27 protein-coding genes are annotated in these 23,414 nt (G+C 37.7%); all 27 read right to left on the reverse strand.

Annotated elements, in window-relative coordinates; all coding sequences use genetic code 11:
• Nucleotides 1–589: 589 nt before the first annotated feature.
• Nucleotides 590–1,147 (reverse strand): ribosome recycling factor, encoded by a 558-nt coding sequence (gene frr / locus ACFTQ7_RS00370; RefSeq protein ID WP_053594236.1) that lies wholly within the window; start codon nt 1,145–1,147, stop codon nt 590–592.
• Nucleotides 1,147–1,872, reverse strand: coding sequence for a UMP kinase (gene pyrH, locus ACFTQ7_RS00375; RefSeq protein ID WP_249073104.1), 726 nt, complete (start codon nt 1,870–1,872; stop codon nt 1,147–1,149). Before pyrH ends, frr begins: the two co-directional genes overlap by 1 nt.
• Before the next feature lie 316 nt (nt 1,873–2,188).
• Nucleotides 2,189–3,076 carry a translation elongation factor Ts gene (gene tsf / locus ACFTQ7_RS00380; protein WP_386826790.1) on the reverse strand — a complete coding sequence of 296 codons (888 nt, stop codon included), beginning with the start codon at nt 3,074–3,076 and terminating at the stop codon, nt 2,189–2,191.
• Nucleotides 3,077–3,177: 101 nt separating this feature from the next.
• Entirely contained in the window at nt 3,178–3,897 is a 720-nt protein-coding gene (gene rpsB / locus ACFTQ7_RS00385; protein ID WP_349660877.1) for a 30S ribosomal protein S2, read from the reverse strand.
• A gap of 157 nt (nt 3,898–4,054) precedes the next feature.
• Complete coding sequence (locus ACFTQ7_RS00390; RefSeq protein ID WP_386826791.1) at nt 4,055–4,645, reverse strand: hypothetical protein; 591 nt, start codon at nt 4,643–4,645, stop codon at nt 4,055–4,057.
• Between the two features lie 9 nt (nt 4,646–4,654).
• Entirely contained in the window at nt 4,655–4,963 is a 309-nt protein-coding gene (locus ACFTQ7_RS00395; protein ID WP_349660875.1) for an RNA polymerase subunit sigma, read from the reverse strand.
• A 36-nt stretch (nt 4,964–4,999) separates the two neighbouring features.
• Nucleotides 5,000–5,770: a FliA/WhiG family RNA polymerase sigma factor gene (locus ACFTQ7_RS00400; protein ID WP_386826792.1), complete on the reverse strand. Its 771-nt coding sequence runs from the start codon at nt 5,768–5,770 to the stop codon at nt 5,000–5,002.
• 425 nt (nt 5,771–6,195) lie between these two features.
• Complete coding sequence (locus tag ACFTQ7_RS00405) at nt 6,196–6,570, reverse strand: hypothetical protein (protein WP_386826793.1); 375 nt, start codon at nt 6,568–6,570, stop codon at nt 6,196–6,198.
• Complete coding sequence (locus ACFTQ7_RS00410; protein ID WP_349660913.1) at nt 6,570–7,073, reverse strand: chemotaxis protein CheD; 504 nt, start codon at nt 7,071–7,073, stop codon at nt 6,570–6,572. The genes ACFTQ7_RS00405 and ACFTQ7_RS00410 overlap by 1 nt, the downstream gene beginning before the upstream one ends.
• 3 nt (nt 7,074–7,076) lie before the next feature.
• Nucleotides 7,077–7,709 (reverse strand): chemotaxis protein CheC, encoded by a 633-nt coding sequence (locus ACFTQ7_RS00415; RefSeq protein WP_349660872.1) that lies wholly within the window; start codon nt 7,707–7,709, stop codon nt 7,077–7,079.
• 9 nt (nt 7,710–7,718) lie between these two features.
• Nucleotides 7,719–8,165 (reverse strand): chemotaxis protein CheW, encoded by a 447-nt coding sequence (locus ACFTQ7_RS00420; RefSeq protein WP_079560480.1) that lies wholly within the window; start codon nt 8,163–8,165, stop codon nt 7,719–7,721.
• 27 nt (nt 8,166–8,192) lie between these two features.
• Nucleotides 8,193–10,259: a chemotaxis protein CheW gene (locus ACFTQ7_RS00425; RefSeq protein WP_386826794.1), complete on the reverse strand. Its 2,067-nt coding sequence runs from the start codon at nt 10,257–10,259 to the stop codon at nt 8,193–8,195.
• 14 nt (nt 10,260–10,273) lie between these two features.
• The gene (locus tag ACFTQ7_RS00430; RefSeq protein ID WP_386826795.1) at nt 10,274–11,428 is read right to left on the reverse strand and encodes a protein-glutamate methylesterase/protein-glutamine glutaminase; all 1,155 of its coding nucleotides are present in this window, start codon (nt 11,426–11,428) and stop codon (nt 10,274–10,276) included.
• Entirely contained in the window at nt 11,429–12,304 is an 876-nt protein-coding gene (locus ACFTQ7_RS00435; RefSeq protein WP_386826796.1) for a MinD/ParA family protein, read from the reverse strand.
• Complete coding sequence (gene flhF / locus ACFTQ7_RS00440; protein ID WP_349660868.1) at nt 12,301–13,497, reverse strand: flagellar biosynthesis GTPase FlhF; 1,197 nt, start codon at nt 13,495–13,497, stop codon at nt 12,301–12,303. Before flhF ends, ACFTQ7_RS00435 begins: the two co-directional genes overlap by 4 nt.
• Nucleotides 13,494–15,527, reverse strand: a complete 2,034-nt coding sequence (gene flhA, locus ACFTQ7_RS00445) for a flagellar biosynthesis protein FlhA (RefSeq protein WP_349660867.1) — start codon at nt 15,525–15,527, stop codon at nt 13,494–13,496. Before flhA ends, flhF begins: the two co-directional genes overlap by 4 nt.
• A 23-nt stretch (nt 15,528–15,550) precedes the next feature.
• A complete protein-coding gene (gene flhB, locus ACFTQ7_RS00450) occupies nt 15,551–16,639 on the reverse strand; it encodes a flagellar biosynthesis protein FlhB (RefSeq protein ID WP_386826797.1) in 1,089 nt (362 codons plus the stop codon).
• Between the two features lies 1 nt (nt 16,640).
• Nucleotides 16,641–17,417, reverse strand: a complete 777-nt coding sequence (fliR, locus tag ACFTQ7_RS00455) for a flagellar biosynthetic protein FliR (RefSeq protein WP_386826798.1) — start codon at nt 17,415–17,417, stop codon at nt 16,641–16,643.
• Between the two features lie 4 nt (nt 17,418–17,421).
• Entirely contained in the window at nt 17,422–17,691 is a 270-nt protein-coding gene (fliQ, locus tag ACFTQ7_RS00460) for a flagellar biosynthesis protein FliQ (protein WP_283871174.1), read from the reverse strand.
• Between the two features lie 13 nt (nt 17,692–17,704).
• Nucleotides 17,705–18,370 carry a flagellar type III secretion system pore protein FliP gene (gene fliP / locus ACFTQ7_RS00465; RefSeq protein WP_349660865.1) on the reverse strand — a complete coding sequence of 222 codons (666 nt, stop codon included), beginning with the start codon at nt 18,368–18,370 and terminating at the stop codon, nt 17,705–17,707.
• Nucleotides 18,367–19,032 (reverse strand): flagellar biosynthetic protein FliO, encoded by a 666-nt coding sequence (locus tag ACFTQ7_RS00470; protein ID WP_386826799.1) that lies wholly within the window; start codon nt 19,030–19,032, stop codon nt 18,367–18,369. The genes fliP and ACFTQ7_RS00470 overlap by 4 nt, the downstream gene beginning before the upstream one ends.
• Nucleotides 19,033–19,042: 10 nt before the next feature.
• Nucleotides 19,043–19,405, reverse strand: a complete 363-nt coding sequence (locus tag ACFTQ7_RS00475; RefSeq protein ID WP_079560469.1) for a response regulator — start codon at nt 19,403–19,405, stop codon at nt 19,043–19,045.
• 21 nt (nt 19,406–19,426) lie between these two features.
• On the reverse strand, nt 19,427–20,665 hold the full coding sequence (fliY, locus tag ACFTQ7_RS00480; protein ID WP_386826800.1) for a flagellar motor switch phosphatase FliY: 1,239 nt from the start codon (nt 20,663–20,665) through the stop codon (nt 19,427–19,429).
• Nucleotides 20,658–21,653 carry a flagellar motor switch protein FliM gene (gene fliM, locus ACFTQ7_RS00485; protein WP_079560467.1) on the reverse strand — a complete coding sequence of 332 codons (996 nt, stop codon included), beginning with the start codon at nt 21,651–21,653 and terminating at the stop codon, nt 20,658–20,660. The genes fliY and fliM overlap by 8 nt, the downstream gene beginning before the upstream one ends.
• A gap of 31 nt (nt 21,654–21,684) precedes the next feature.
• Nucleotides 21,685–22,113 (reverse strand): flagellar basal body-associated protein FliL, encoded by a 429-nt coding sequence (gene fliL / locus ACFTQ7_RS00490; RefSeq protein WP_079560466.1) that lies wholly within the window; start codon nt 22,111–22,113, stop codon nt 21,685–21,687.
• Nucleotides 22,103–22,324: a flagellar FlbD family protein gene (locus ACFTQ7_RS00495; RefSeq protein ID WP_197141904.1), complete on the reverse strand. Its 222-nt coding sequence runs from the start codon at nt 22,322–22,324 to the stop codon at nt 22,103–22,105. Before ACFTQ7_RS00495 ends, fliL begins: the two co-directional genes overlap by 11 nt.
• 115 nt (nt 22,325–22,439) lie before the next feature.
• A complete protein-coding gene (locus tag ACFTQ7_RS00500) occupies nt 22,440–23,408 on the reverse strand; it encodes a flagellar hook-basal body complex protein (protein ID WP_386826801.1) in 969 nt (322 codons plus the stop codon).
• Nucleotides 23,409–23,414 lie beyond the last annotated feature (6 nt).

The raw sequence follows: 23,414 nt of genomic DNA on the forward strand, positions 1-23,414 counted from the left end.
CGTATACTAACCTATCATAACAAACAAAAGCGCTTTTTGTCTTTTTTTCCCCTCTAAATTGACTATGTATGAACTATCTTATTTTAGAACTACACACATTTTAGGATGATCTCCGAAACGTGGGGTTGATTTCCGTTCCGACCGGGCGCTTTACCGCTGACGCTTCGCTTTCGCGCAGAGCAGAGCTTCCTAGGGGCGTCCAGTCTTTACTCCAATCAACTTATCCTCATGACATACGTTTTAACAAAATGTCATCCCCAACTTTAGGTTGATGATTCCTTTATAAAGATAGGCTAGAAAACTTTTATCACGCCCACTCAAGTATGATTATTAAGAGCTATTTCCCTTATTTCGTTCATTCCTCAATAATGTTTTTCTCTTCACGTAAAAAAACAGTTCTTCTTAATCTTAAAAGAAAGAAAAAATAGATGAAAGGTATTTCTCTAAAACAATTAAAAGTTAATGTATAAGACTTTACTGAACCTTTTACATAATCATTTAAAAGTAAAGAGAAAAGACGTCCTGATATGTATAGGACGCCTTCATCTCATCAAAAAGTTCCATCATAGATGTGCAAAGCAAATTATGCTTACACGTCTAAAATTTCTTTTTCTTTTTCTTTCGTTACTTGATCTACTTTAACAATGAATTCATCTGTTAATTTTTGAATATCTTCACCGTAGCCACGTAGACCATCTTCTGTGATTTCGCCAGCTTTTTCAAGTTTTTTCAGATCATCATTAGCATCGCGACGAACATTACGTACAGCGATTTTTGCATCCTCTGCTTCTTTTTTCACTTGCTTCACAAGATCTTTACGACGCTCTTCTGTTAAAGCCGGGATCATTAAACGAATAACAGATCCATCATTTGTTGGTGTAATACCAATATCTGATTTCATGATTGCTTTTTCGATTTCACCTAAGATTGTTTTATCGTAAGGTGTAATAACTAATAAGCGCGCTTCTGGTACCGATACACCTCCAAGCTGATTAATCGGTGTTGGTGCACCATAATAATCAACCGTAATGCGATCTAATAGTGAAGCATTTGCACGCCCTGCACGGATTGAAGCTAGTTCACGTGAAAAAGCGGCAATTGTTTTATTCATTTTTTCTTTAGCTTGTTCTAATACTTGTTTAGCCATTATGCGTTCCTCCTAACAACTGTTCCAATTTTCTCGCCTTGTACGGCACGTTTAATATTACCTGGTTCTGTAATTGAGAAGACAATTAACGGAATATCGTTATCCATACATAGAGTAGAAGCTGTTGAATCCATTACTTGTAAGCCCTGTTGAATAACGTCTAAGTATGTGAGTGTATCATATTTAACGGCAGTTGCATCCACTTTCGGATCTGCAGAATAAACACCGTCTACATTATTTTTCGCCATTAAAATCGCATCTGCGTCGATTTCAGCAGCTCGTAATGCAGCTGTAGTATCCGTAGAGAAGAATGGGTTACCTGTACCTGCTGCAAAAATTACTACACGTTTTTTCTCTAGATGACGAACTGCTTTACGGCGAATATATGGCTCTGCTACTTGTGTCATTACAATTGAAGATTGTACACGTGTTTCAATTCCTAATTTCTCCAATGCATCTTGTAACGCTAAAGAGTTCATAACCGTTGCTAGCATACCCATATAGTCAGCTGCTGCACGATCCATTCCCATTTCGCTACCGATTTTTCCACGCCATATATTACCGCCACCTACAACAACAGCAACTTCTACATCAAGATCTACTACTTCTTTTACTTCTTCTGCAACAGCCTTGATTATTTTTGGTGATAAACCGAAGCCCGCTTCTCCAGCTAACGCTTCACCACTTAATTTAATAACTACTCGTTTATATTGTGGCACACTCATTGTAAACCTCCGTCAGACTTTATTTAAAACATCTCTATTCCCTTTTCCATTATAGTATAAATAACAATAATTTCTAGTTATGAATAAGGCAAAATAGAAAATTATGTGGCTCATTACCATAAAGTTGGTTGATTTCCGTTCCAACTTATATACATAGCATACGATTTAACAAATGTTATCCGCAACTTTTGGCGATGAGCCAATTATATCTTTTTTTCGCTAATTTCGGAAAAATAGGGAACACGCTATGTTGTGTTCCCCATTTTTTGTCTAGAAAATCTAGATATTATTTGATTAGGATCAAATGCAAGCTAAATTAGTTACCTTTAACTTGGCTCATTACTTCTTCAGCGAAGTTGTCTTCACGTTTTTCGATACCTTCACCAACAGCATAACGTACGAAGCCGTTTACTGAACCGCCAGTTGAAGCAACGAAATCACGTACTTTTTGATCTGAGTTTTTAACGAATGTTTGGTCAAGTAAGCAAACATCTTCGAAGTATTTACCAAGACGACCTTCAACCATTTTTGCTACGATGTTTTCTGGTTTACCCTCGTTAAGAGCTTGTTCAGTTAATACCTTACGCTCACGTTCAACTTCTTCTGCAGAAACTTCATCGCGAGAAACATAAGTTGGGTTGATTGCTGCGATGTGCATAGCAACATCTTTTGCAGCAGCAGCATCTGTAGAGCCTTCTAAAGTTACTAATACACCAATACGGCCGCCCATGTGTAGGTAAGAACCGAATGCATCTGCATCAGTTTTTGTTTTTACTTCGAAACGACGAAGAGTGATCTTTTCACCAATTGTTGCAATTGCAGATGAAATTTGGTCAACAACTTTTACACCTTCAGCATTTGCAAGCTCTAATGCAGCTTCAACTGTTGCAGGTTTAGCAGCAAGTAATTGTTCAGCTAATGAAGCAACTAATACTTGGAATTTATCGTTTTTAGAAACGAAGTCAGTTTCTGCATTTACTTCTAGGATGATTGCTTCGTTACCATTTTCTAAAATGTAAGTTGTACCTTCTGCAGCGATACGGTCAGCTTTTTTAGCAGCTGAAGAAAGACCTTTTTCACGTAGGAAATCGATCGCAGCATCTAAATCGCCATCAGTTTGTACTAACGCTTTTTTACAATCCATCATTCCAGCGCCAGTTTTTTCGCGTAATTCTTTTACTAATTGTGCAGTAATGTTTGCCATTTAGTGTTTCCTCCTCAAATTGGTTATACAAATTTTAGTGATAGGTTCTAAAAAAGGTGATAAGGGTTTTGAGCCACTTATCACCTTTTTCTAAACGTGAATTACTCAGCAGCAGCTTCTACAGCTGGAGCTTCTTCTTCACCTTGTTTTGACTCGATTAAAGCGTCAGCCATTTTAGCAGTTAAAAGTTTAACAGCGCGAATAGCATCATCATTAGCAGGGATTACGTAGTCGATTTCATCTGGATCACAGTTTGTATCAACAATACCTACTAGAGGGATGTTTAATTTAATAGCTTCTGCAACAGCAATACGTTCTTTGCGTGGGTCAACAACGAACATTACGTCTGGAAGAGCTTGCATATCACGGATACCGCCTAAGAATTTGATTAGACGTTCGTGTTCTTTTTTAAGTTGGATTACTTCTTTTTTAGGTAGAACTTCAAAAGTTCCATCTTCTTCCATTTTCTCAATTGCTTTCATACGTGCAACACGTTTTTGAATAGTACCGAAGTTTGTAAGAGTACCACCTAACCAACGTTGGTTGATGTAGTAGTTGCCTGAACGTTCAGCTTCATCTTTGATCGCTTCTTGTGCTTGTTTTTTCGTACCAACGAAAAGAACTTTACCACCGTCTTGACCAACTTGACGCATGAAGTCATAAGCTTCCTCTAATTTTTTAACAGTTTTTTGTAAGTCGATGATGTAGATCCCGTTACGCTCAACGAAGATATATTTCTTCATTTTTGGGTTCCAACGACGAGTTTGGTGACCGAAATGTACACCAGCTTCAAGTAATTGTTTCATAGAAATTACTGACATGTGTATTTCCTCCTAGTATGTTTGGTTTTTATCCTCCGCATTTATCACTTGCAACAAGCTACCCTAAGCTTAGAGCACCACTTACTACATCAAAATGCGTGTGTATTAATAACACCATTTGCAACTATATCATAGCTTTATCCTATTAGCAACTGTTTTAGTTATGAAATTTCAATAAAAGCTCGATTTCTGTTTTTCCTTTTTGAAGCTGTTTTGCAATTTCTTCTGATGTTTTACCTTTTTTCGCTAATTCAATAGCTTGTTGTTCCAATGTTAATGGCTTAGATTCTTCCTTTTCGGTTGCCTCACTTGGTTGTTGGGCCGAATGTACCACCTTAGCTTCAGCTTTAGCTCCACTTTGCTGCTGACGTGAATAAGCATTCGCTACGATATTTTTGGGCACATAAATGCGCGGTTCCTGATCTAAACTAACAGAACTATCTACTGTGCTTTCTTCCTTTATAAGAGAAGATGGCTGTTCCTGTTGTCTCACAATCTGTTCTTCCTGTTCCACAGCATTCGTTGGAGTTTCAGACTTTGAAACTCTTTGAAGCTCTTGAATGAGGCGATCATTTTCATCTTTCATCTCAGCTAAATAAACACTGATAGTGTCATCCATTTCACGCATTAAGCGCTCCTGTTTTTTTTCTAAGTCCTTAAATTTTGCTAGCTTGGTATTTAATATGATAAGGAAATAAAATGAAAGTAGCTGTAAAATAAATAGAACCGCAATTAGTATGATTGTCATAGTAAACTCCTATCCACTAAAATCCACGAAATTTCCTTTAAACGGGTGCTGCGCTTGCGTTTCTCGCTTCTCGTTATCCTTATTTTTCTTTTTTCGAGTACCTTTTATATACTCTCCACCTGCTTCTTCATCTTCACTAATCCCATCCATACCCTCTGAAGTATTCACAACCTTTTGCTTGCGTTCTACTTCTTTTTTCAACGCTTCATTTGCGTGTGCTTGCTGAGCCAAAGTTTGTTGTTGTGCCTGATCAGCCATTTTACCTGCTTCAAATGTTTTTGGAATAGCTATTTGTAGTTCGACACCTTTTAAACTCATAAGACCCCTCCTTCAACGATATGTATATAAGGATTATTATGCATTAATCATTTCATTAGTTAATAATTTTCGTAGCTTTAATAGCGCCTTAGAGTGGATTTGTGAAATGCGGGATGTAGATAATTCAAGCATTTCTCCAATTTCTGTTAATGTTAATTCCTCCGTATAAAATAAACTAAGCACTAGCTGCTCCTTATCATTGAGCTTTTGGATATTTTCCGCTAAATCCCCAAGCAGTTCTGACTTAACGACAGCTTGCTCAGGTGTCTTCGTCGTATCATCACGAATAACAAATGACTTTCCATCAGCCTCCTCTTGATCTTGCTGCTCATTAATGGAAAGAACATTTGAAAAGAAATGCTCCTGTACAGTTTGGTAAACTTCCTCAACAGGTAAAGCCATATGTTCCGCAAGTTCCTCAGGTGTTACATGACGCATATATTTTTGTTCTAACTGCTCAATCTGTACATCTAACTTTTTCGCCTTTTCACGTGCTGACCGTGGCAACCAATCTTCTTTACGTAAACCATCAATAATGGCACCTCTTACTCTAAAAGAAGCATATGTATCAAATTTCAAGTCTCTATTAATATCAAATTTATTCAACGCATCAAACAGACCTACCATACCTAAGCTCATTAAATCGTCTCGCGATACACTCTTTGGTAAGCTCGCTCCAATGCGTTGTACATGATAAGATACTAGCGAAATATATTTTTTCATAAGCAAATCACCTGCATCTGGATCACGTTCATTTATCCAGCGGTTCCACAGCTTTTGTTCATCGTTCAGATTTGGTTGTGTCATGTAATCCACCTCTCTAAGAAAAACGCATTTATTTATGCGCCTGTTTGCCACTGTCTTATATCAATACAAAAAACATTTGTAACTGACGTTTCACTTTCGTTACGAACACACTTGTAGCTATCGTTTCACTTTCGCTACGTAAACATTTGTTGAAAGAAAATCCATTATGCCTCGGCATAAGCAACAAAGCGTAACTAGTTATTAGACCTTAACATAAAAACCCATCTAATTCTTTCCTATATTATAACAAGAATCGACTATAATTTCATTTGTTTCTCGTACCCTATCACAGATTCTTTACATTTATGTGTCAGTATATGTTAGTTCGGATATAGTCAAAATCCGTAAAACACCCTAAGCTATAAAATAAGAATTTGCAAAAGAATTAAGATAACTAAAAAGAGCCGCTACTTGCGACTCCTTTTTTAAGCATTATTTAATTGTTGATCCGCCTCACGATTCATCATCGTTCGTACAGCCTGAGCAATCTCTTCCGAGTTCTCATCTTGAAACTCTACGGTTGAATTAGCCGTCGGTGTTTCTTGATTTTCTCCCTCTATATTCTCAGATTCATTTTCTTCATGCTCACCTTCAACGAGTTCTTCATCGCCCTCAGGTGTGAATAAAACGTAAGCAATTAAAAATCTGACAATATACATGACGAAAAACATAATTATTCCCGCTACAAATGACCCTACGATAATACGTAGTGGTGTATAAGGTTTTAGAAATGTACTAAAAAAATAGATAGAAAAGGCAATTAACGCACCCCATAGGTTATAAAAAATAGAACCGAACATTATATTTCGCTCACTCCTTGGTTAACCGTTCGAATATGTAATGTCGACGTCGCAGGATTAAATTCAATTGTTCTACCACTGTTGCCGCCTGTGTCTTCGGCAACTAAACGAATTCCATGACGCTTCAGCTCATGCTTTACAGCTTCTACATTACGTGGGCCGATGCGCATGGAGTCCTTATCTGAAGTGAATTGAAACATTTGCGCACCGCCCGCAATTTTTGCCTTTAGCTTGAATTTTTGAACGCCTTCTAACTTTAATAAGTCAATCATTGCCGCAATGCCTGTGTCAGCAAATTTAGCCACATTTATTGACTCTTGTCTACCTAAACTCGAATCTGGCAACATCACATGTATTAAACCAGCAATTTTTTTTGATTCATCATATAAAATAACTCCTACACAAGACCCAAGACCTGATGTTCTTATCGTATTCGGTAACTTTACTACATCCATTTGTGCAATTCCAACTTTTACAACTTGGCCATCACTACTATTTAGCATCATCTACAAAACTCCTAATGCTTTAAAAATAGCATCAAATGAGTCTGGATCTGGTAATAAGAAGAAATGACCTCTTACTGTTTCCTGATCTTCTACACCGTCTTCAAAAATGGATGTGTTTATGACGATAACATTGTCGCTAACGTGTGATAATTCAATTAAACCAATACTAATAATAGCACCAAACATGTCAACACTTAGTCCTGGCACAGTTGGATAAATTTTTAAATTCGTAAAGTCAGATAATGCCGATAAATAAGAGCCGGATAAAATATTACCCATTTCCTGCATAGCTGATAACCCTAACTCTGAAACAGGTCGTTTTTTAAAGTCGAATGATTCATCAAATATGAGACGACGGATAAAACGATTTGCTTGTTCAATTGGCAGGATAAAGAACATACTACCTTCAGCATCACCTTCAATGCGTAAATAGATTCCTACTACGACATTTTCAGATCCTCCTGCAAGCTCCATCATGTCATTAAAGGATACCATTTCAACCTTTGGTACTCGCATATCAATTTTTTTACCAAGCAAATTGGAAAGTGCTGTCGCAGCATGCGCAGCACCTATATTACCAATTTCCTTTAATACGTCTAAATGTAGTGATGTAATCTTTTGATTATATGTCATTATCGATCCCTACTTTAGTGGATTTAATACTTTCTCTAAATGCAATAAAATTAATAATCGTTTATCTATTTTGGCTACTCCTGAAATAAACTCTTCTTCCAGTGAACCTACTACTTCGGGCTGTGGTTCAATTGAGTCAGCTGGGATGTCTAACACATCATTTGCAGAGTCAACGACGAAACCTACTTCCATATCTTCTAATGAAATAATAATGATGCGTGTTGTTTCTTCATGCTCAGAGATCGGTAATTCAAATCGTTCACGTAAATCAACAATTGGCGTTACGACACCGCGTAGGTTAATAACACCTTTTACGTATTTTTCCGTTTTCGGTACACGTGTAATATGCATTAGTTTTTCAATCCCTTGTACATGTGACACTGGAATCGCATATTCTTTATCTGCTAGTTGAAAAACAATTACTTTAATACTTTCTTGTTCCACTGCGTTTGTCATTGTCTACACCTCTCTTATTCATTCACCTTATTTAATAAGTGCGTTACAATCCACGATTAAGGCAACTTTCCCGTTACCTAAAATTGTTGCACCTGAAATTGCAAAGATATTCGTTAAGTAATTCCCTAATGATTTCAGCACAATTTCTTGTTGGCCAATGAATGAATCCACAACTAAACCAGCAAGCTTCTCACCTTTTCGAACGATGACCACTGAATGGAATTCGTCACCCTGTGGTTCTTTGCGCGGTACCTCAAAGATTTCTTCTAAAAATACTAGTGGTACTACTTTGCCACGGAAATCGATTACTTTTTGATTATGTGCATTCATAATTTCTGATGAACGGATAATTGAAGTTTCAATAATTGATGAAAGTGGAATTGCATAAATTTCTTTTTCGATTTCTACTAACATGACAGAAATAATTGATAATGTCAGTGGTAATTGAATCGAGAATACTGAGCCTACATCTTGTGTAGATTCAATCGAAATATTTCCACCCAATGATTCGATTGTTGTTTTAACAACATCTAATCCAACACCTCGACCTGATACGTCAGAAATAACATCTGCTGTTGAGAACCCTGAAGCCAAAATAAGCTCATTAATTTGCTTATCTGACATCGAATATGATTGTTCTTGTGTAACGATACCTTTAGAAATGGCTTTCGCCAGTACTTTTTCCCGGTTAATTCCTGCTCCATCATCTTCAATTTCAATGAAGACATAGTTACCACTATGATAAGCACGCAATACAACTGTTCCTTCTTCTGGTTTACCTTTTGCAAGGCGAGTCGTAGGATTTTCGATACCGTGGTCAACAGAGTTACGAATTAAATGAACAAGAGGATCCCCAATTTCATCGATTACTGTACGATCTAGCTCTGTTTCAGCACCAATAATTTCGAGGTTAATTTTCTTGTTTAGATCACGTGATAACTGACGAATCATTTTCGGGAAGCGATTGAATACTGTTTCAACCGGAACCATACGCATCGTTAATATAATCGTTTGTAAGTCACCCATGACACGGCTCATGCGCTCTACTGTTTCATTTAACTCTCCATGATTAACCTCAGTTGCAATAGACTGTAGTCGTCCTCGATCGATAACTAGCTCTTCAAATAGATTCATTAATATATCAAGTCGATCGATATTCACACGAATTGTTTTATTACCAACAGGCGCATGGCTTTTATCAGCCTTAGCGGGTGCTGCTGCTGTTGCAGGTTTAGGTGCCGCACTATTTTTTTCTGGAACCGTAGCAGGTTTAGCCTCTACTTCCACCGTTGCTGTTGCTGCTACTTCTTGAATCGCTTGTTCTTTTTCACTATGTTGTTTTGGATCAATAGCAGCGACAATCACTTCATCAACTTCTGAAACTTTCATAATCTTTTTCTGCATGTCTTCAGCGGATTCTTTTGTTACAAAAGCTACGTAAAATTGTTGATCGAACTGTTCGTCTTCAAGCTTTTCTACAGATGGACTTGATTTAATAACTTCCCCATCTTTTTCTAAAATCTCAAACACCATAAATACTCGTGCTGCTTTTAAAAGACAGTCCTCACGTAATTTCACTGATATTTCAAATGCATTGAAACCTTGCTCAGCAGATTGTGAAATAACTGTTTGCTCAAAGCCGTCATACTCTAATGTACTTGCTACAACTGTAGTTGGTGTCTCAGTAGTTCCTACCACTTCAGGAATCGCTTCTTCACCTAATTCAATACGCTTTAATTGAGCAACAGTTGAAGATACATCACGTTTTCCATCTCCGCCATTCGCAATGTCCATCACCATTTCTTCTAGATGGTCTACAGACTCAAAAACAACATCTAAAATTTCAGGAGATACATGGATTTTTTCGTTTCGGATCGCATCCAACACATTTTCCATTTTATGAGTTAAATCCGCTAAATCTTCAAAGCCCATTGTCGCAGACATACCTTTTAATGTATGCGCAGAGCGGAATATTTCTCCGACAATCGCCAAATCATCTGGATTTTTTTCTAGTTCTAATAAATGTTCACTACATGCTTGTAAATGGTCTTTACTTTCTTCAATAAACATCTCTAAATATTGATTGACTTCCATAAGAGGACACCCCTTTAAGGCAAATATTTCATTATTGTTTGTGCAATATCATCTACATCTGCTACTTCATTGACAAGCTGCGTTTCCACTGCCGCTTTCGGCATACCATACACAATGCAAGTTTCTGCTGACTCAGCGATTGCCATCACATTTCCAGTACTTTTTAGTGCTTTTAGTCCGTCAGACCCATCATGGCCCATACCCGTCATAATAACAGCTACTTTATCAAAATCTTTAAATTGGCTAACATCTTCAAACATCACATCTACTGAAGGTCGATGTCCAGATCTAGGTGGTTCATTATTATCAAGGACTATGCCAAAGGAGGTACCTATTTTTCTAAGTTTTAAATGATACCCACCAGGGGCAATATACGCTACTCCATTTTGCAGAATATCACCTTGCTCAGCTTCTTTTACGCTAATCTCACTCAATTGATCCAGACGATTAGCAAGAGATTTTGTAAATCCTGCCGGCATATGCTGGACAATTAAAATGGGAGCTTGAATTGATTTTGGGATTTTTGTAATTACTTCTTGTAAAGCTCTAGGCCCGCCTGTGGAGGTACCTATCAGTACAATTTTCCGACCTACTTTACTCCATTCTACATGTGGCTTTGATAGTTCTGCCCTTGTCGGAAAAACATTGTCAGAAGGAGTCACCCTGTCTTCACTAAGTGAATTTCTTCTAATGATACTTGCTTGTAATGGCTGTTCTTGTTGTCTTTTAGTACTAGAAGGTTTCTTTAATTTCGAAATAGGTACCAACGATGCTTGTTCAACCTTGTGGACAAGTTCAGTTTGGATTTTATTTAAATCAAGAGAAATTGTTCCGCTCGGCTTTGCGACAAAATCCACTGCCCCAAATTCAATTGCCGATAAGGCATTTTCTGCTCCTCGTTGAGTTGTACTAGAGAGCATAACAACAGGTACTGGACATACAGTCATAATTTCTTTTAAAGCATCAAGCCCATTCATTTCAGGCATCTCAATATCCATCGTCACGACTGTTGGTTGCAATGTCTGAATCTTTTTTACCGCATCTTTCCCATTTCGTGCTGTTCCAACTACCTCAACCTTCGAGTTGCCAACAAAAAAGTCACTAATTAGCTTTCTCATAAAAGCAGAATCATCAACAACTAATAGCTTGCTTTTATGTAAAAAGTCCAATTAATCACGTCCTTTCGAAAAAATATTTCTTAATTTTGTTAAAAATTTACCTACTGACTGATCATGTGCATGAACTTCTTCCACACGGTGTTCCATAAAACGCGCTACTATAAGTTGCAGTGTCTTTGTAATAAGTGCGTCTGGATAGGCAAGTGAAAAAGGCACCTGCTCACGCACAGCCTTACGCACAGCAGAATCTTCTGGTAATGAGCCTAGTATCGTAACCTCTTTGTCCAAAAACCGTTTCATCGTAAGCTTTAGTCGCTCATTGGTTTCCAGTCCTTCTTCTTTACTATAAGCTCGGTTACAGAGTACATAAAATTGCTTGTCCGCATCTCGCATATGAATATATTTCATCATTGAATAAGCGTCTGTTATAGATGTTGGCTCTGCCGTAGATAAAACAATAATTTCATCTATAGAAGTTAATAAATCTAATGACCAATTAGTAGCTCCTGCTCCCATATCGAACAAAATGTAATCAAAGGTTTGTTGAAGTTGCTCAAATGCGTGAACGAGTCGTTCAAACATTGCCTCTGACCATTCTAAGACGCCCGACATACCAGACCCACCTGAAATATATCTTAAATTGTAAGGACCTTCAAATATTACATCATCCAGTAACTCATTTCCTTCCAAGTAATCTTTTAAACTATAAGAAACATTTTTTCCAATTAAAATATTGATATTGCCCATACCAATATCCATATCAACGATGACAACTTTTTTCCCTTTATTGGCCAATGTAATGGCAAAATTCGTCGTGAAGTTACTTTTTCCAACCCCACCTTTGCCACTTACAACCGCAATTGCTCTACCTAATTCACCCTGCTGTTTCAACATTTTCAAGCGTAATGTTTCAGCTTGGTCTCTCATTTTTCTTCACCTTGAAAAAATAAATTTAGTACTGCTTCTAGATCAGCTTCTTCAATATCTTCTGGTACTTCTTGACCATTCGTATAGTAAGCAAGTCCCTTATTATATTTAATCATTAAATTAATCATTGTGCCAATAGAATTTGTTTCATCAATCTTTGTAAAAATGAATTTTTCAATTTGTAATTGCTTAAATTGCTCGATAATGTTTGCCATGTCCTTTTCTTTTGTTGTCATTGCAAGTACTAAGAAGGACTCTGCTTGATCATCAAATTTTATGAGACGCTGCAAATCATCTACATATTTTACTTCTTTATAATTGCGGCCTGCTGTATCTATAAACACTATATCTAAATGGGCCAATCGGTGGATTGCTTGTTCAAAATCTGTTGCATTATAGGCAATTTCGACAGGAGCCTGTAACAGTCCAGCATACGTTTTTAATTGCTCAATTGCGGCAATACGGTAAGTATCTGTCGTGATAAATCCTACTTTTTTCTTTTTTTCTAAAACTGCTCTAGCAGCCATTTTAGCAATTGTCGTAGTCTTTCCGACTCCTGTTGGTCCTAACACATTAATATATTTTTTTTCATAGGATATACCTCCAACTGGTAGATCCTCTAATTCTTTGCGCAATAAACTTTTCGTAATCATCTTACATTGCGAAAAATTGATGTCTGACGCTTCTTTGACATGCGCAAAAAGCTCATCACCAATCGTTGTGATGAGCTCCTCACTTAGCTCTTGCTGTCTTAAGTATTCAATGAAGGATAAGAGTTCATCTGGATATTGATCTTGGATAGTCTTCTTATGCATCGAATGCATTAAAGATTTTAAATCTGCAATTTCCTTCCTCAAATCTTCAGAAATGCTAGCTTCCCCATGTAAGGGCGCATCATTCTGCGGCTGTACTTGGTGTATTTTAGCTTGAACAGCGTTCGTAATCTCTTGTAACCTTGCATTTTCATGTTTAGTTGTTGATGTAGGTAAAGCTACAGGTGCTGGAGCCATATTACTTGGCTCCATTGAATCGATACCTGCAACAACCTCAAAGCTCTTCTTTTTAATGATTCCAAAAAACTTTTTTGTAACGACTACTTTTGAGTTCAAAATGACAGCGTCCTCACCTAATTCAGCACGCACAAGCTTCATCGCTTCTGGTATGGAGGATGCATAATATTTTTTCATTTTCATTCAACATTCACCACCCCAACACTTTGAATTTCAACCGTAGCATCAAGTTCGTTGTAAGATAGAACTGGAATTTGCGGGAAATAGCGCTCCGTAAGTTGACGTAAATACATACGAACTGCTGGAGAGCATAAAATAATAGCAGATTGTTCCATAAAGGAAACGCGTTCCACTTCTGCAGCAATGGTCTCTAAAATCGTTTGAGAATCTTGTGGATCCATCGCTAAATAATTTCCATGATCCGTTTGTTGAATACTATCAGCAATTAATTTCTCTACTTTACCGGAGACAGTAATAACTTTTAATGATGAGCTGTCCCCTACGTATTGAGAAGTGATTTGACGTGCCAACGCTTGACGTACATACTCAGTTAATATATCAGTATCACTCGTTAACTTTGCATAGTCTGCTAGAGTCTCAAAAATAATTGGTAAGTTTCGCACTGAAACGTTTTCTCGTAGAAGTTTACCAAGTACTTTTTGAATTTCTCCAGTCGATAATGGAGCAGGTGTTAACTCTTCAACTAAAATTGGATGCGTTTCACGTAAATGATCGATTAACTGCTTCGTCTCTTGACGACCGAGTAATTCATAAGCATTTGCACGAATCATTTCCGTTAAGTGAGTCGACACAACGCTTGGTGGGTCAACAACTGTGTAGCCAAACATTTCGGCATCCTCTTTCACTTGCTCTGTAATCCATTTTGCAGGTAGGCCAAATGACGGTTCAACCGTGTCAATTCCTTCGATAGAATCATCATCTCCTGGACTCATTGCTAAATAATGATCAAGCAGAAGTTCACCACGTGCCATTTCATTACCCTTTATTTTAATTCGATATTCATTTGGTTGTAATTGAATATTATCGCGAATACGGACAACTGGAATGACAATCCCTAATTCTAATGCTAACTGTCGACGTATCATAATAACTCGATCTAATAAATCGCCGCCTTGTGCAGCATCTACTAACGGTATTAAACCATAGCCAAACTCAAACTCGATTGGGTCCACATTTAATAAATTCACAACGTTTTCAGGGCTCTTCATGCCGTCTGTTGCCACTTCTTCCTCAATTTCAAGTAATTCCTCTTCATCCTCTGGTTTCTTATGATCCATCATATAAGCACCAGCAATTAGTGAACCACCAATTGGAATTGTTATCCAGATAGGTATAGGTGTGAAAAATCCAAGTAAAAGTATTGTTCCACCCGCTACATAAAGCAGTTTTGCTTGAGCAAATAACTGTCCCGTAATATCTTCACCAAGACTACCTTTAGAAGATGCACGTGTTACGACAATCCCTGTCGCTGTAGAAATCAGTAGCGCAGGAATTTGTGAGACAATACCATCTCCCACTGTTAACTTAGAAAAATGATTTGCTGCCTCTGCAAATGGAAGCTTCATCTGCACAACACCGATGATGATACCAAATAATAAGTTGATAATAACCATGACCATTGAGGCAATGGCATCCCCTTTTACGAATTTTGTGGCACCATCCATCGCTCCGTAGAAGTCCGCTTCACCCGCTACTTTCTCGCGTCGTTCACGTGCTTCCCGCTCAGAAATAACTCCTGCATTTAAGTCAGCATCAATACTCATTTGTTTACCCGGCATCGCATCAAGTGTGAAACGTGCTGCTACTTCTGCTACACGCTCCGCTCCTTTTGTAATAACGATAAACTGAATTAACACAAGAATTAAGAATACAACTAAACCAACTAGTACATTCCCGCCGACTACAAAGTCCCCAAACGTTTCTACAACAGAACCAGCATCACCTTTTGCTAAAATGGCACGTGTTGTAGAAACACTCAGTCCGAGTCGGAACAAAGTTAACAATAAAATAACTGAAGGAAAAATAGAAAAGTCTAGCGCTTCCTTCATACTCATTGCTGTTAACAATACTATTAATCCTAATGTAATATTAATGACGATTAAGAAACTTAACATCCACGGAGGAAGAGGGATGATGAGCATCGCAACGATTAAAATAACCGCACCTAATACTCCTATATCGCGAACTTTCATTTGTGTCCCTCCTACTAAAAGCTTTAAATTTTCCGCTTAATTCGATAAACATAAGCAAGTACTTCTGCTATTGCTTTGAAAAACTCTTCTGGTACTTGATCGCCAATTTCTACTTGATCGTACATCGCTCGTGCTAATGGTCTATTTTCAACCATAACCACATCATGTTCTTTCGCAATCAGTTTAATTTTTTGAGCGATAAAGTCCGTACCCTTTGCAACGATGCGTGGGGCATCCATACTTTCATCATCATATTTGATGGCAATCGCATAGTGAGTTGGGTTTGTTATGACAACATCGGCGTTTGGAACCTCTGACATCATTCGACGCATCGCCATTTCGCGTTGGCGTTGTTTGATTTTCGATTTTATCAGCGGATCGCCCTCACTATTTTTATATTCATCTTTAATGTCTTGCTTAGACATTTTAAGATTTTTTTCGTAATCATGTTTTTGATACATCCAGTCTAAAAGGGATACACATAGTAAGACGAGAGAAGCAGCAATCCCCATGATACCAACAAGCTTACCCACTGTAATAAGAGTCATCCATGGGCTTTTAAAGGATAACGCCAAAACTTCCGGCAAATTTGTCCAAACGATAATTGTCGTAACGCCACCTATGAAGCTAATCTTTAATACTGACTTGAGAAGCTCTATAATGGCTTTAACAGAAAATATTTTTTTCAACCCTTTGATCGGGTCCATTTTTTTTAAATCAAACTTCATCGGCTCTAATGTAAACAGGAAACCAAACTGTAGGAAGTTACCTGCTAATGCTCCAACAAATGCAATTCCCATTATTGGGACAATAATAAAAGCCATTTGCACTAATGTTTCTGTAAATAGACTCATCACGCTATCAATTGTTAGTGTTTCTACGCGTATGTTATGAATAAAAGTTTGCCTGAAAAAAGCTAAAAGATCGTCTCGCAGTGAACCTGCAAAGAAGAATAAAAAGATAAATACCATGAGCATGACAATTGCACTGGAAATATCCTGACTTTTGACAACCTGACCTTTTTTTCGAGCATCTTGTCGTTTTTTAGGCGTCGCCTTTTCCGTTTTTTCTCCCGCAAAATACTGTAAATCTAAATCCAGAAGTAGCAACATTTTACCCACCACCTAAAATAGCCATTACATCACTCATAGCATAAATCATAATGGTAATAAGCTTTTGAATAACTTGAATCATTACAGCCATCATTGTAAATAACACTAGAAAACTAACGCCTATTTTAATAGGAAAACCGACAACAAAAATATTTAATTGTGGTACAGTTTTCGCTGTGATCCCTAGCGCCAAGTCGACTAAAAATAAAGTTGCTACAACAGGAGCCGCCATTTGAAAGGCAATCGCAAAAACAGCCGTAAATGTTGTGATGATAAACTCTATATAACCGTCATTTGCGAAATTAGGAAATCCTTGATCCATCGGTAAAAATTGATAACTATAATAAATTCCATCGAGAATCATATGATGTCCATTGATAGCTAGTAAGAAAAGTAATGCTAGCGTATTAAAAAATTGTCCGATCAATGGACTTTGCGCACCTGTTTGCGGGTCAATAATATTGGCAATGGCAAAACCCATTTGAAAATCTATAAAGCTTCCGGCAATTTGAATTGCCGACATGATGATATAGCCCACTAAACCGAGTAACAGTCCAATGAGTGCTTCTTTCATCACTAAAAGTATGTAATCACCATTAAATACAAATGGTTCGACGTCAATTGTGTAATACATCATCCAAGCTAAAACTAATGCGAGAGTAATTTTAACTTGTGGCGGAATCGTTCTGTACGAGAAAAAAGGCACCGTGACAAAAAATGCCGATACGCGCACAAGTACTAATAAAAAAACCGTAAAATGCGGGATTAATTCATTCATCTACTCACCCTATATAACGCGTTAAATTCTCAAAAATGTCTCTCGCATAGCTAGTCACTTGTGATAACATCCAAGGACCGAAAAATACGATGGCTACTAATACAGCGATGATTTTTGGAACGAATGCTAAAGTTTGCTCTTGAATCGATGTTGTTGCCTGAAAAATACTTACCGCTAAACCAGTGATTAAAGCAACTAATAGTAGCGGACCGCTTGTTAGAAGGATAATCATAATGGCACGCTCTGCAATTGAAATAACCAATTCACCTGTCATACTGTATCATCCCCTAAAAACTTTGTAGTAATGATTTCATCACAAGATACCAACCATCCACGAGTACAAATAATAAAATCTTAAACGGCAATGAAATCATTACCGGTGGTAACATCATCATCCCCATCGACATTAGCGTACTTGCGACAATCATGTCGATTACTAGGAATGGAATAAAAATCATAAAGCCGATTTGAAACGCTGTTTTAATCTCACTTAATGCAAAAGCAGGTACTAGCATTGTAAGAGGAATTTCTTCTACAGATGCTGGCTTTTCTGCCTTATTATACTTTAAAAATAAATCAAGATCCTTTTGCCTTGTATGCTTACTCATAAACTCTTTAAAAGGCTCACTGGCACGATCATACGCTTCTTCAAGGCCAATTTCCTCAGAAAACAATGGCTGTAATGCCTCTTTGTTGACCTCTTGAAAAGTTGGGGCCATGATAAAGAAAGTTAAAAATAAAGCAAGACCTACAATGACCTGGTTTGGCGGCATTTGCTGTGTCGCCAATGCAGTACGCGTAAACGATAACACAATAACAATTCGTGTAAACGATGTCATCAAAATTAAAATACTCGGTGCCAGTGAAAGAACTGTTAACAGCAATAGAAGCTTCACAGAGCTGGAGACATTTGTCGGATCGCTGTTGGAAAAAATACTGATTACATCATTCATTTCTCATCATTCTCCTTTTGCTTCCATTTCTCCAGTTCTTCATTGCGCTCCTGTTTAATTTCGGAAATCTTTTTTTCGAACAGCTCACCAAAAGAGGTTTGTTTTTGCTGTACGGATGAACTTTCATTATTTTTTCTCTTAAACTTAGATAATACTTCTGCAATATACGGTGATGTTGCTGCAAGTTCTTGTCGTTCATTATATAGTGCTAAAAGTGTTGCAACTTCATCGGGATCAGTAATTTCACGTAATAGCTGGACATCCTCACCAATCCCAACTAAATAGAGTGTTTTACCTACTTGTAATAGTTGTACCGACTTTTGGGCACCTAGTGATAAACCGCCTAAATTTTGTACTAATTGATTACGTTGAAAGTTTAAATTTCTTTTATTTAAAAACTTCATTAATCCATAAAATAAAGCTACAACAAAAATAAGCGCCAAAACCATTTTTATGTATTCCCACGCAGATAAGCCTCCAGCCGCTGGTAAATCTGAATCTTTCTTAGCAGCTGGAGTACTAGCTTCTTTACAATCTCCTTTAATGCAGTCGCTCACAAAATTCGTGTCAGATTCTGCATATACAGAAGTCGTTGTAGGGTACAAAAACAGGAAGGATACAAGAAATGCGAAAATCATCGTTAGACGAAATGATTTTAACATTTGCATTCAATCATCCTAGAGCTTTTTGAATCGCTTCAATTACACGATCAGCTTGGAAAGGTTTCACAATAAAGTCTTTCGCACCTGCTTGAATTGCATCGATTACCATTGCTTGTTGTCCCATTGCTGAACACATAATAACAGTTGCATTTGGATGTGAGCCCTTAATTGCTTTAAGAGCTGCAATACCGTCCATCTCTGGCATTGTAATATCCATTGTTACTAAATCTGGCTTTAATTCGTTGTACTTTTCAACAGCCTGTAAACCATCAGCTGCCTCCCCAACAACTTCAAATCCATTTTTCGATAAAATATCCTTGATCATCATGCGCATGAATGCAGCATCGTCTACAATCAAAATTCTTTTAGACATGGTTAACTCCTCCAATTGAAACTATCTTAAATTATTCAAACGCTCTGCTTGACTTAAAACATCTGTAATACGGACACCGAAGTTTTCATCAATAACAACGACTTCACCTTTAGCTATTAAACGGCTATTAACTAAAATATCAACTGGTTCACCAGCTAATTTATCTAGTTCAATAATCGAACCACTAGATAGTTCTAATATCTCTTTTACAGAACGCTTTGTACGTCCTAACTCTACAGTAACTTGCAATGGAATATCAAGTAGCATATTTAAATTTCTAGCTTCAGATTGCGAGATAACATTCGGATCAAAACTAGCAAACCGTGCTTGTTGAACATTGACCGGTTGAACAGGTCTTGTTGCTTGCGGAATCGGCTGTTGCTCTTGATACATTGGTTGCTGCACCGGCACTGGCTGCTGTTGATATACTGGCTGCGCAGGCGGTGGTGTTACAGGTGCTTGTGGTTGCATAGGCGCCTGTGGTTGGACAGGCGACGGTGCCACTGGCGCTTCAGGTGCTAGTGTTGCAGCCACAGGTTCTTCGATTGATTCTGTTTCTCCTAATAGAGATTTAACAATATTTTGACTAAATTTCAGCGGTAATAATTGCATGATATTCGAATCAATTAAATTACCAATTCTCAATCTGAACGATACTTTTACGAGTAAATCATCTTCAGGAATATTTTCTCGTCCTTCATTTTGAGAAATATTCATTAAGTCGATAGTAGGTGGAGAAATATCCACTTTTTTATTAAATACTGTCGACATTGAAGTAGCCGCAGAACCCATCATTTGATTCATAGCTTCTTGCACGGCACTTAGCTGAATCTCACTTAAATCTGGTTTCGGATTTAAGCCATCTCCACCTAACATTAAATCAGCAATAATCGCTGCATCGGATTGCTTAATAACGAGTAAATTCATACCTGTTAATCCGATTGTATATTCAACCTGTACGGCTACATAAGGATGAGGAAATTCCTCTTCTAATTTATTTCGGTTAATCATTGAAATACTTGGGGTAGTAATATCTACCTTTTGCCCTAGTAACGCTGAAAGCGCTGTGGCAGAGCTTCCAAAAGATATATTTCCTACTTCACCTAACGCATCTTGGGCAAACGAATCGAGGTAATCCTCTACTCTTAAATCATTCATATCCTCATTTGTAGAAGCTTCAGTGCCGCTGTTTTTATCTTCCAACGTTTCGCCCCTTAATAACGCTTCAATTTCTTCTTGGGAGAGCATTTCATCACTCATCTTCGTCTCCTCCTTTCAAAGGGTCGATAATCTGGATTGCTAATTTTTTACCTTGTTTTCCTGGTTGAACCGTAAATTTCGGTAATGTTCCTACCTTTAATAGTAGTGGATCTTCAATTTTTTGTTCTAATTGAATGACATCCCCAATTTGCATTGTGAGGAAATCCTCAATGGTAATGTCGGTAATACCTAGTTCAACAGAAACCGGTAGTTGTGCTTGTTTCACGCTTGTTTCAAGCATTTTTGTTTGCTCTGGAGACATCTCTTTTGTATTTGCCTGCATCCAGTAGCGAACAGAAAGATTTGGAACAATAGGCTCCAATACAACATGCGGAATACAAATATTGATCATACCGCTTGTCTCACCGATTATCGTATTTAAGGAAATAACGACAACCGTTTCATTTGGCGAAATCATTTGTAAAAATTGAGGGTTGACCTCAAGCTCTACTAAAATCGGATCAATTTCCGCAACATTTTCCCATGCCTCGCGTAAATTGTCGAATGAGCGTTCAAAAAGGTTTGTCATAATTTTAGTTTCAATTTCTGTTAAGTTATCCACATTACTATGACTCGCCCCACTACCGCCCATTAAACGATCTAACATAGAGTAGGCAATGTTTGGGTTTATTTCCATTAAGATATTACCATCTAATGGCGGCACTTCAAACACATTAATGAGTGTCATATTCGGAATCGAACGTACAAACTCTTCAAATGGTATTTGGTCCACTGATGCAACAGTAATCTGCACATAGCTTCTCAGCTGTGCAGAAAAGAAGGTTGTCAGTAATCGTGCAAAATTTTCATGTATTCGGGTCAAACTTCGGATTTGATCTTTTGAGAAACGTAGTGCACGTTTAAAGTCATACACTTTAACCTTACGCACCTCGTCCTCTTTTTTTATATCATCAGCTGACATTTCCCCCGTTGATATTGCGGAAAGCAGCGCATCTATCTCTGATTGAGATAATACATCTCCTGCCATTTGCCCACCTCCATTTCAAGCAGTTTCTTTATTATTGTGTGATGAAGGAGGTAATATAAATTTCCTGAACTTCTCCCTCTTGCATCAATTCATTTAATCGTGTTTTTAATGATTGTTGGAAAATTTGTTTACCTTTCTTACCTTCTAAATCCTTTTGCTCCATTTCAGAAAGCTCTTGAATAACAATGTTTTTCACTTGGAAATCACGCTTCGTTAACTCAGTACCAGCATCTTTATTTGTTGTTTGAATTTTTAACGATATGCGTACAATTTTGTTATCAGCTAGATTTGTCGTAATTTCCGGAATTTCTACAGAAGCTTCTACGATTTCATCAATGGTTGGCTCAAGAGATCCTGCTGGCTTATTAAATTGGGTATATAACACAAACCCAATCCCCCCGATAAGTATGATTGCTACTAGTACGATGATAATCATCGTTAACACTTTGTTATTCTTCATCTTCTTCACCTCGTAGATGCGGGTTTGATAGTATTTGTATATTTTTATAAAAGGCTGTTACCTTTTGTCGCACCTCATCTTCACTCTGTAAAACAATGATTTTAGTTCCAGTCGTTAATGTAATGGTCGTATCTGGAAAAGATTCGACCGTTTCTATGTATAAAGCATTCAATGTAAATACTTTGCCATTTAAACGTGTTAGTTCAATCATTGAAATAGGGCCGGGTCTAGCACGAGAGCCGGCCCGACCCTCCCTCATATGAAATTATGTTTTTAGTTTTGACCACTTTGTAATCTTAACCGGTATTTCTTTACTTACAAATTACTTAGCGTTTTAAATTCACAAGCTCTTGAAGAATTTCATCAGAAGTTGTGATAATACGTGTATTTGATTGGAAACCACGTTGCGCCACAATCATTTCCGTAAATTCTTCTGAAAGGTCTACGTTGGACATTTCTACCGCTCCCGGAACAACTTTACCCATACCTGCTACAGTTGCTACTTGTGCATACGCTGCACCCGAGTTTGTAGTTTGTTGATAGTAATTGCCTCCTACTTTAGCAAGACCGCCAGCGTTCGGGAATTTAGCCATCACCAATTGTCCAGCCCACTGTTGATCACCATTTAAATCTACATAAGTTACCTTACCATCAGGCCCAATATTTACCTCTTTAGCTGTTGTCGGGATACGAATTGGTCCTAAATCACCCTCAGCAGGTGTTAACTCCCCAGCATCATCAAATAAGTTTTCACCTTCATCTCCAGATGCATTTGGTGCATCATCCAGTGCGATACCTGTATCATCCTTCTCAATAACAATCTCATCGCCAGCCGTTACACCAACTAAATATTTTCCATCGGCATTAACTAAGTAGCCATTGTTGTCCATATAGAAAATACCATTACGTGTAAATAACGTGTTATTGAATCCATCTTCACCAATAAATCCAGTAGTTTCATCTGGAGCGCCATTCGCGTCACCCACCATAAAGAATCCATCGCCTTCAATAGCTAAATCTAGGCCACGCCCTGTACTCTGTAAGGATCCGCCACCGTGGATAGTATCGATAGCAGCTAATTGTGAACCTAAACCTACTTGTTGTGGGTTTACGCCTCCACGCGTCGCAGTAGACCCTGATGCGCCTGCCTGTGTTTGAGACATTAAGTCTTTAAAATTAACACGCCCCTTTTTAAAACCAACTGTATTAACGTTAGCAATATTATTACCAATAACGTCTAGTTTTGTTTGGAAGTTTTTAAGACCTGAAATACCTGAATACATAGAACGTAACATAATGTC

This window comes from Lysinibacillus sp. NPDC056959 (genome assembly GCF_042674095.1).
GTDB classification, from domain to species: Bacteria; Bacillota; Bacilli; order Bacillales_A; family Planococcaceae; genus Lysinibacillus; species Lysinibacillus zambalensis.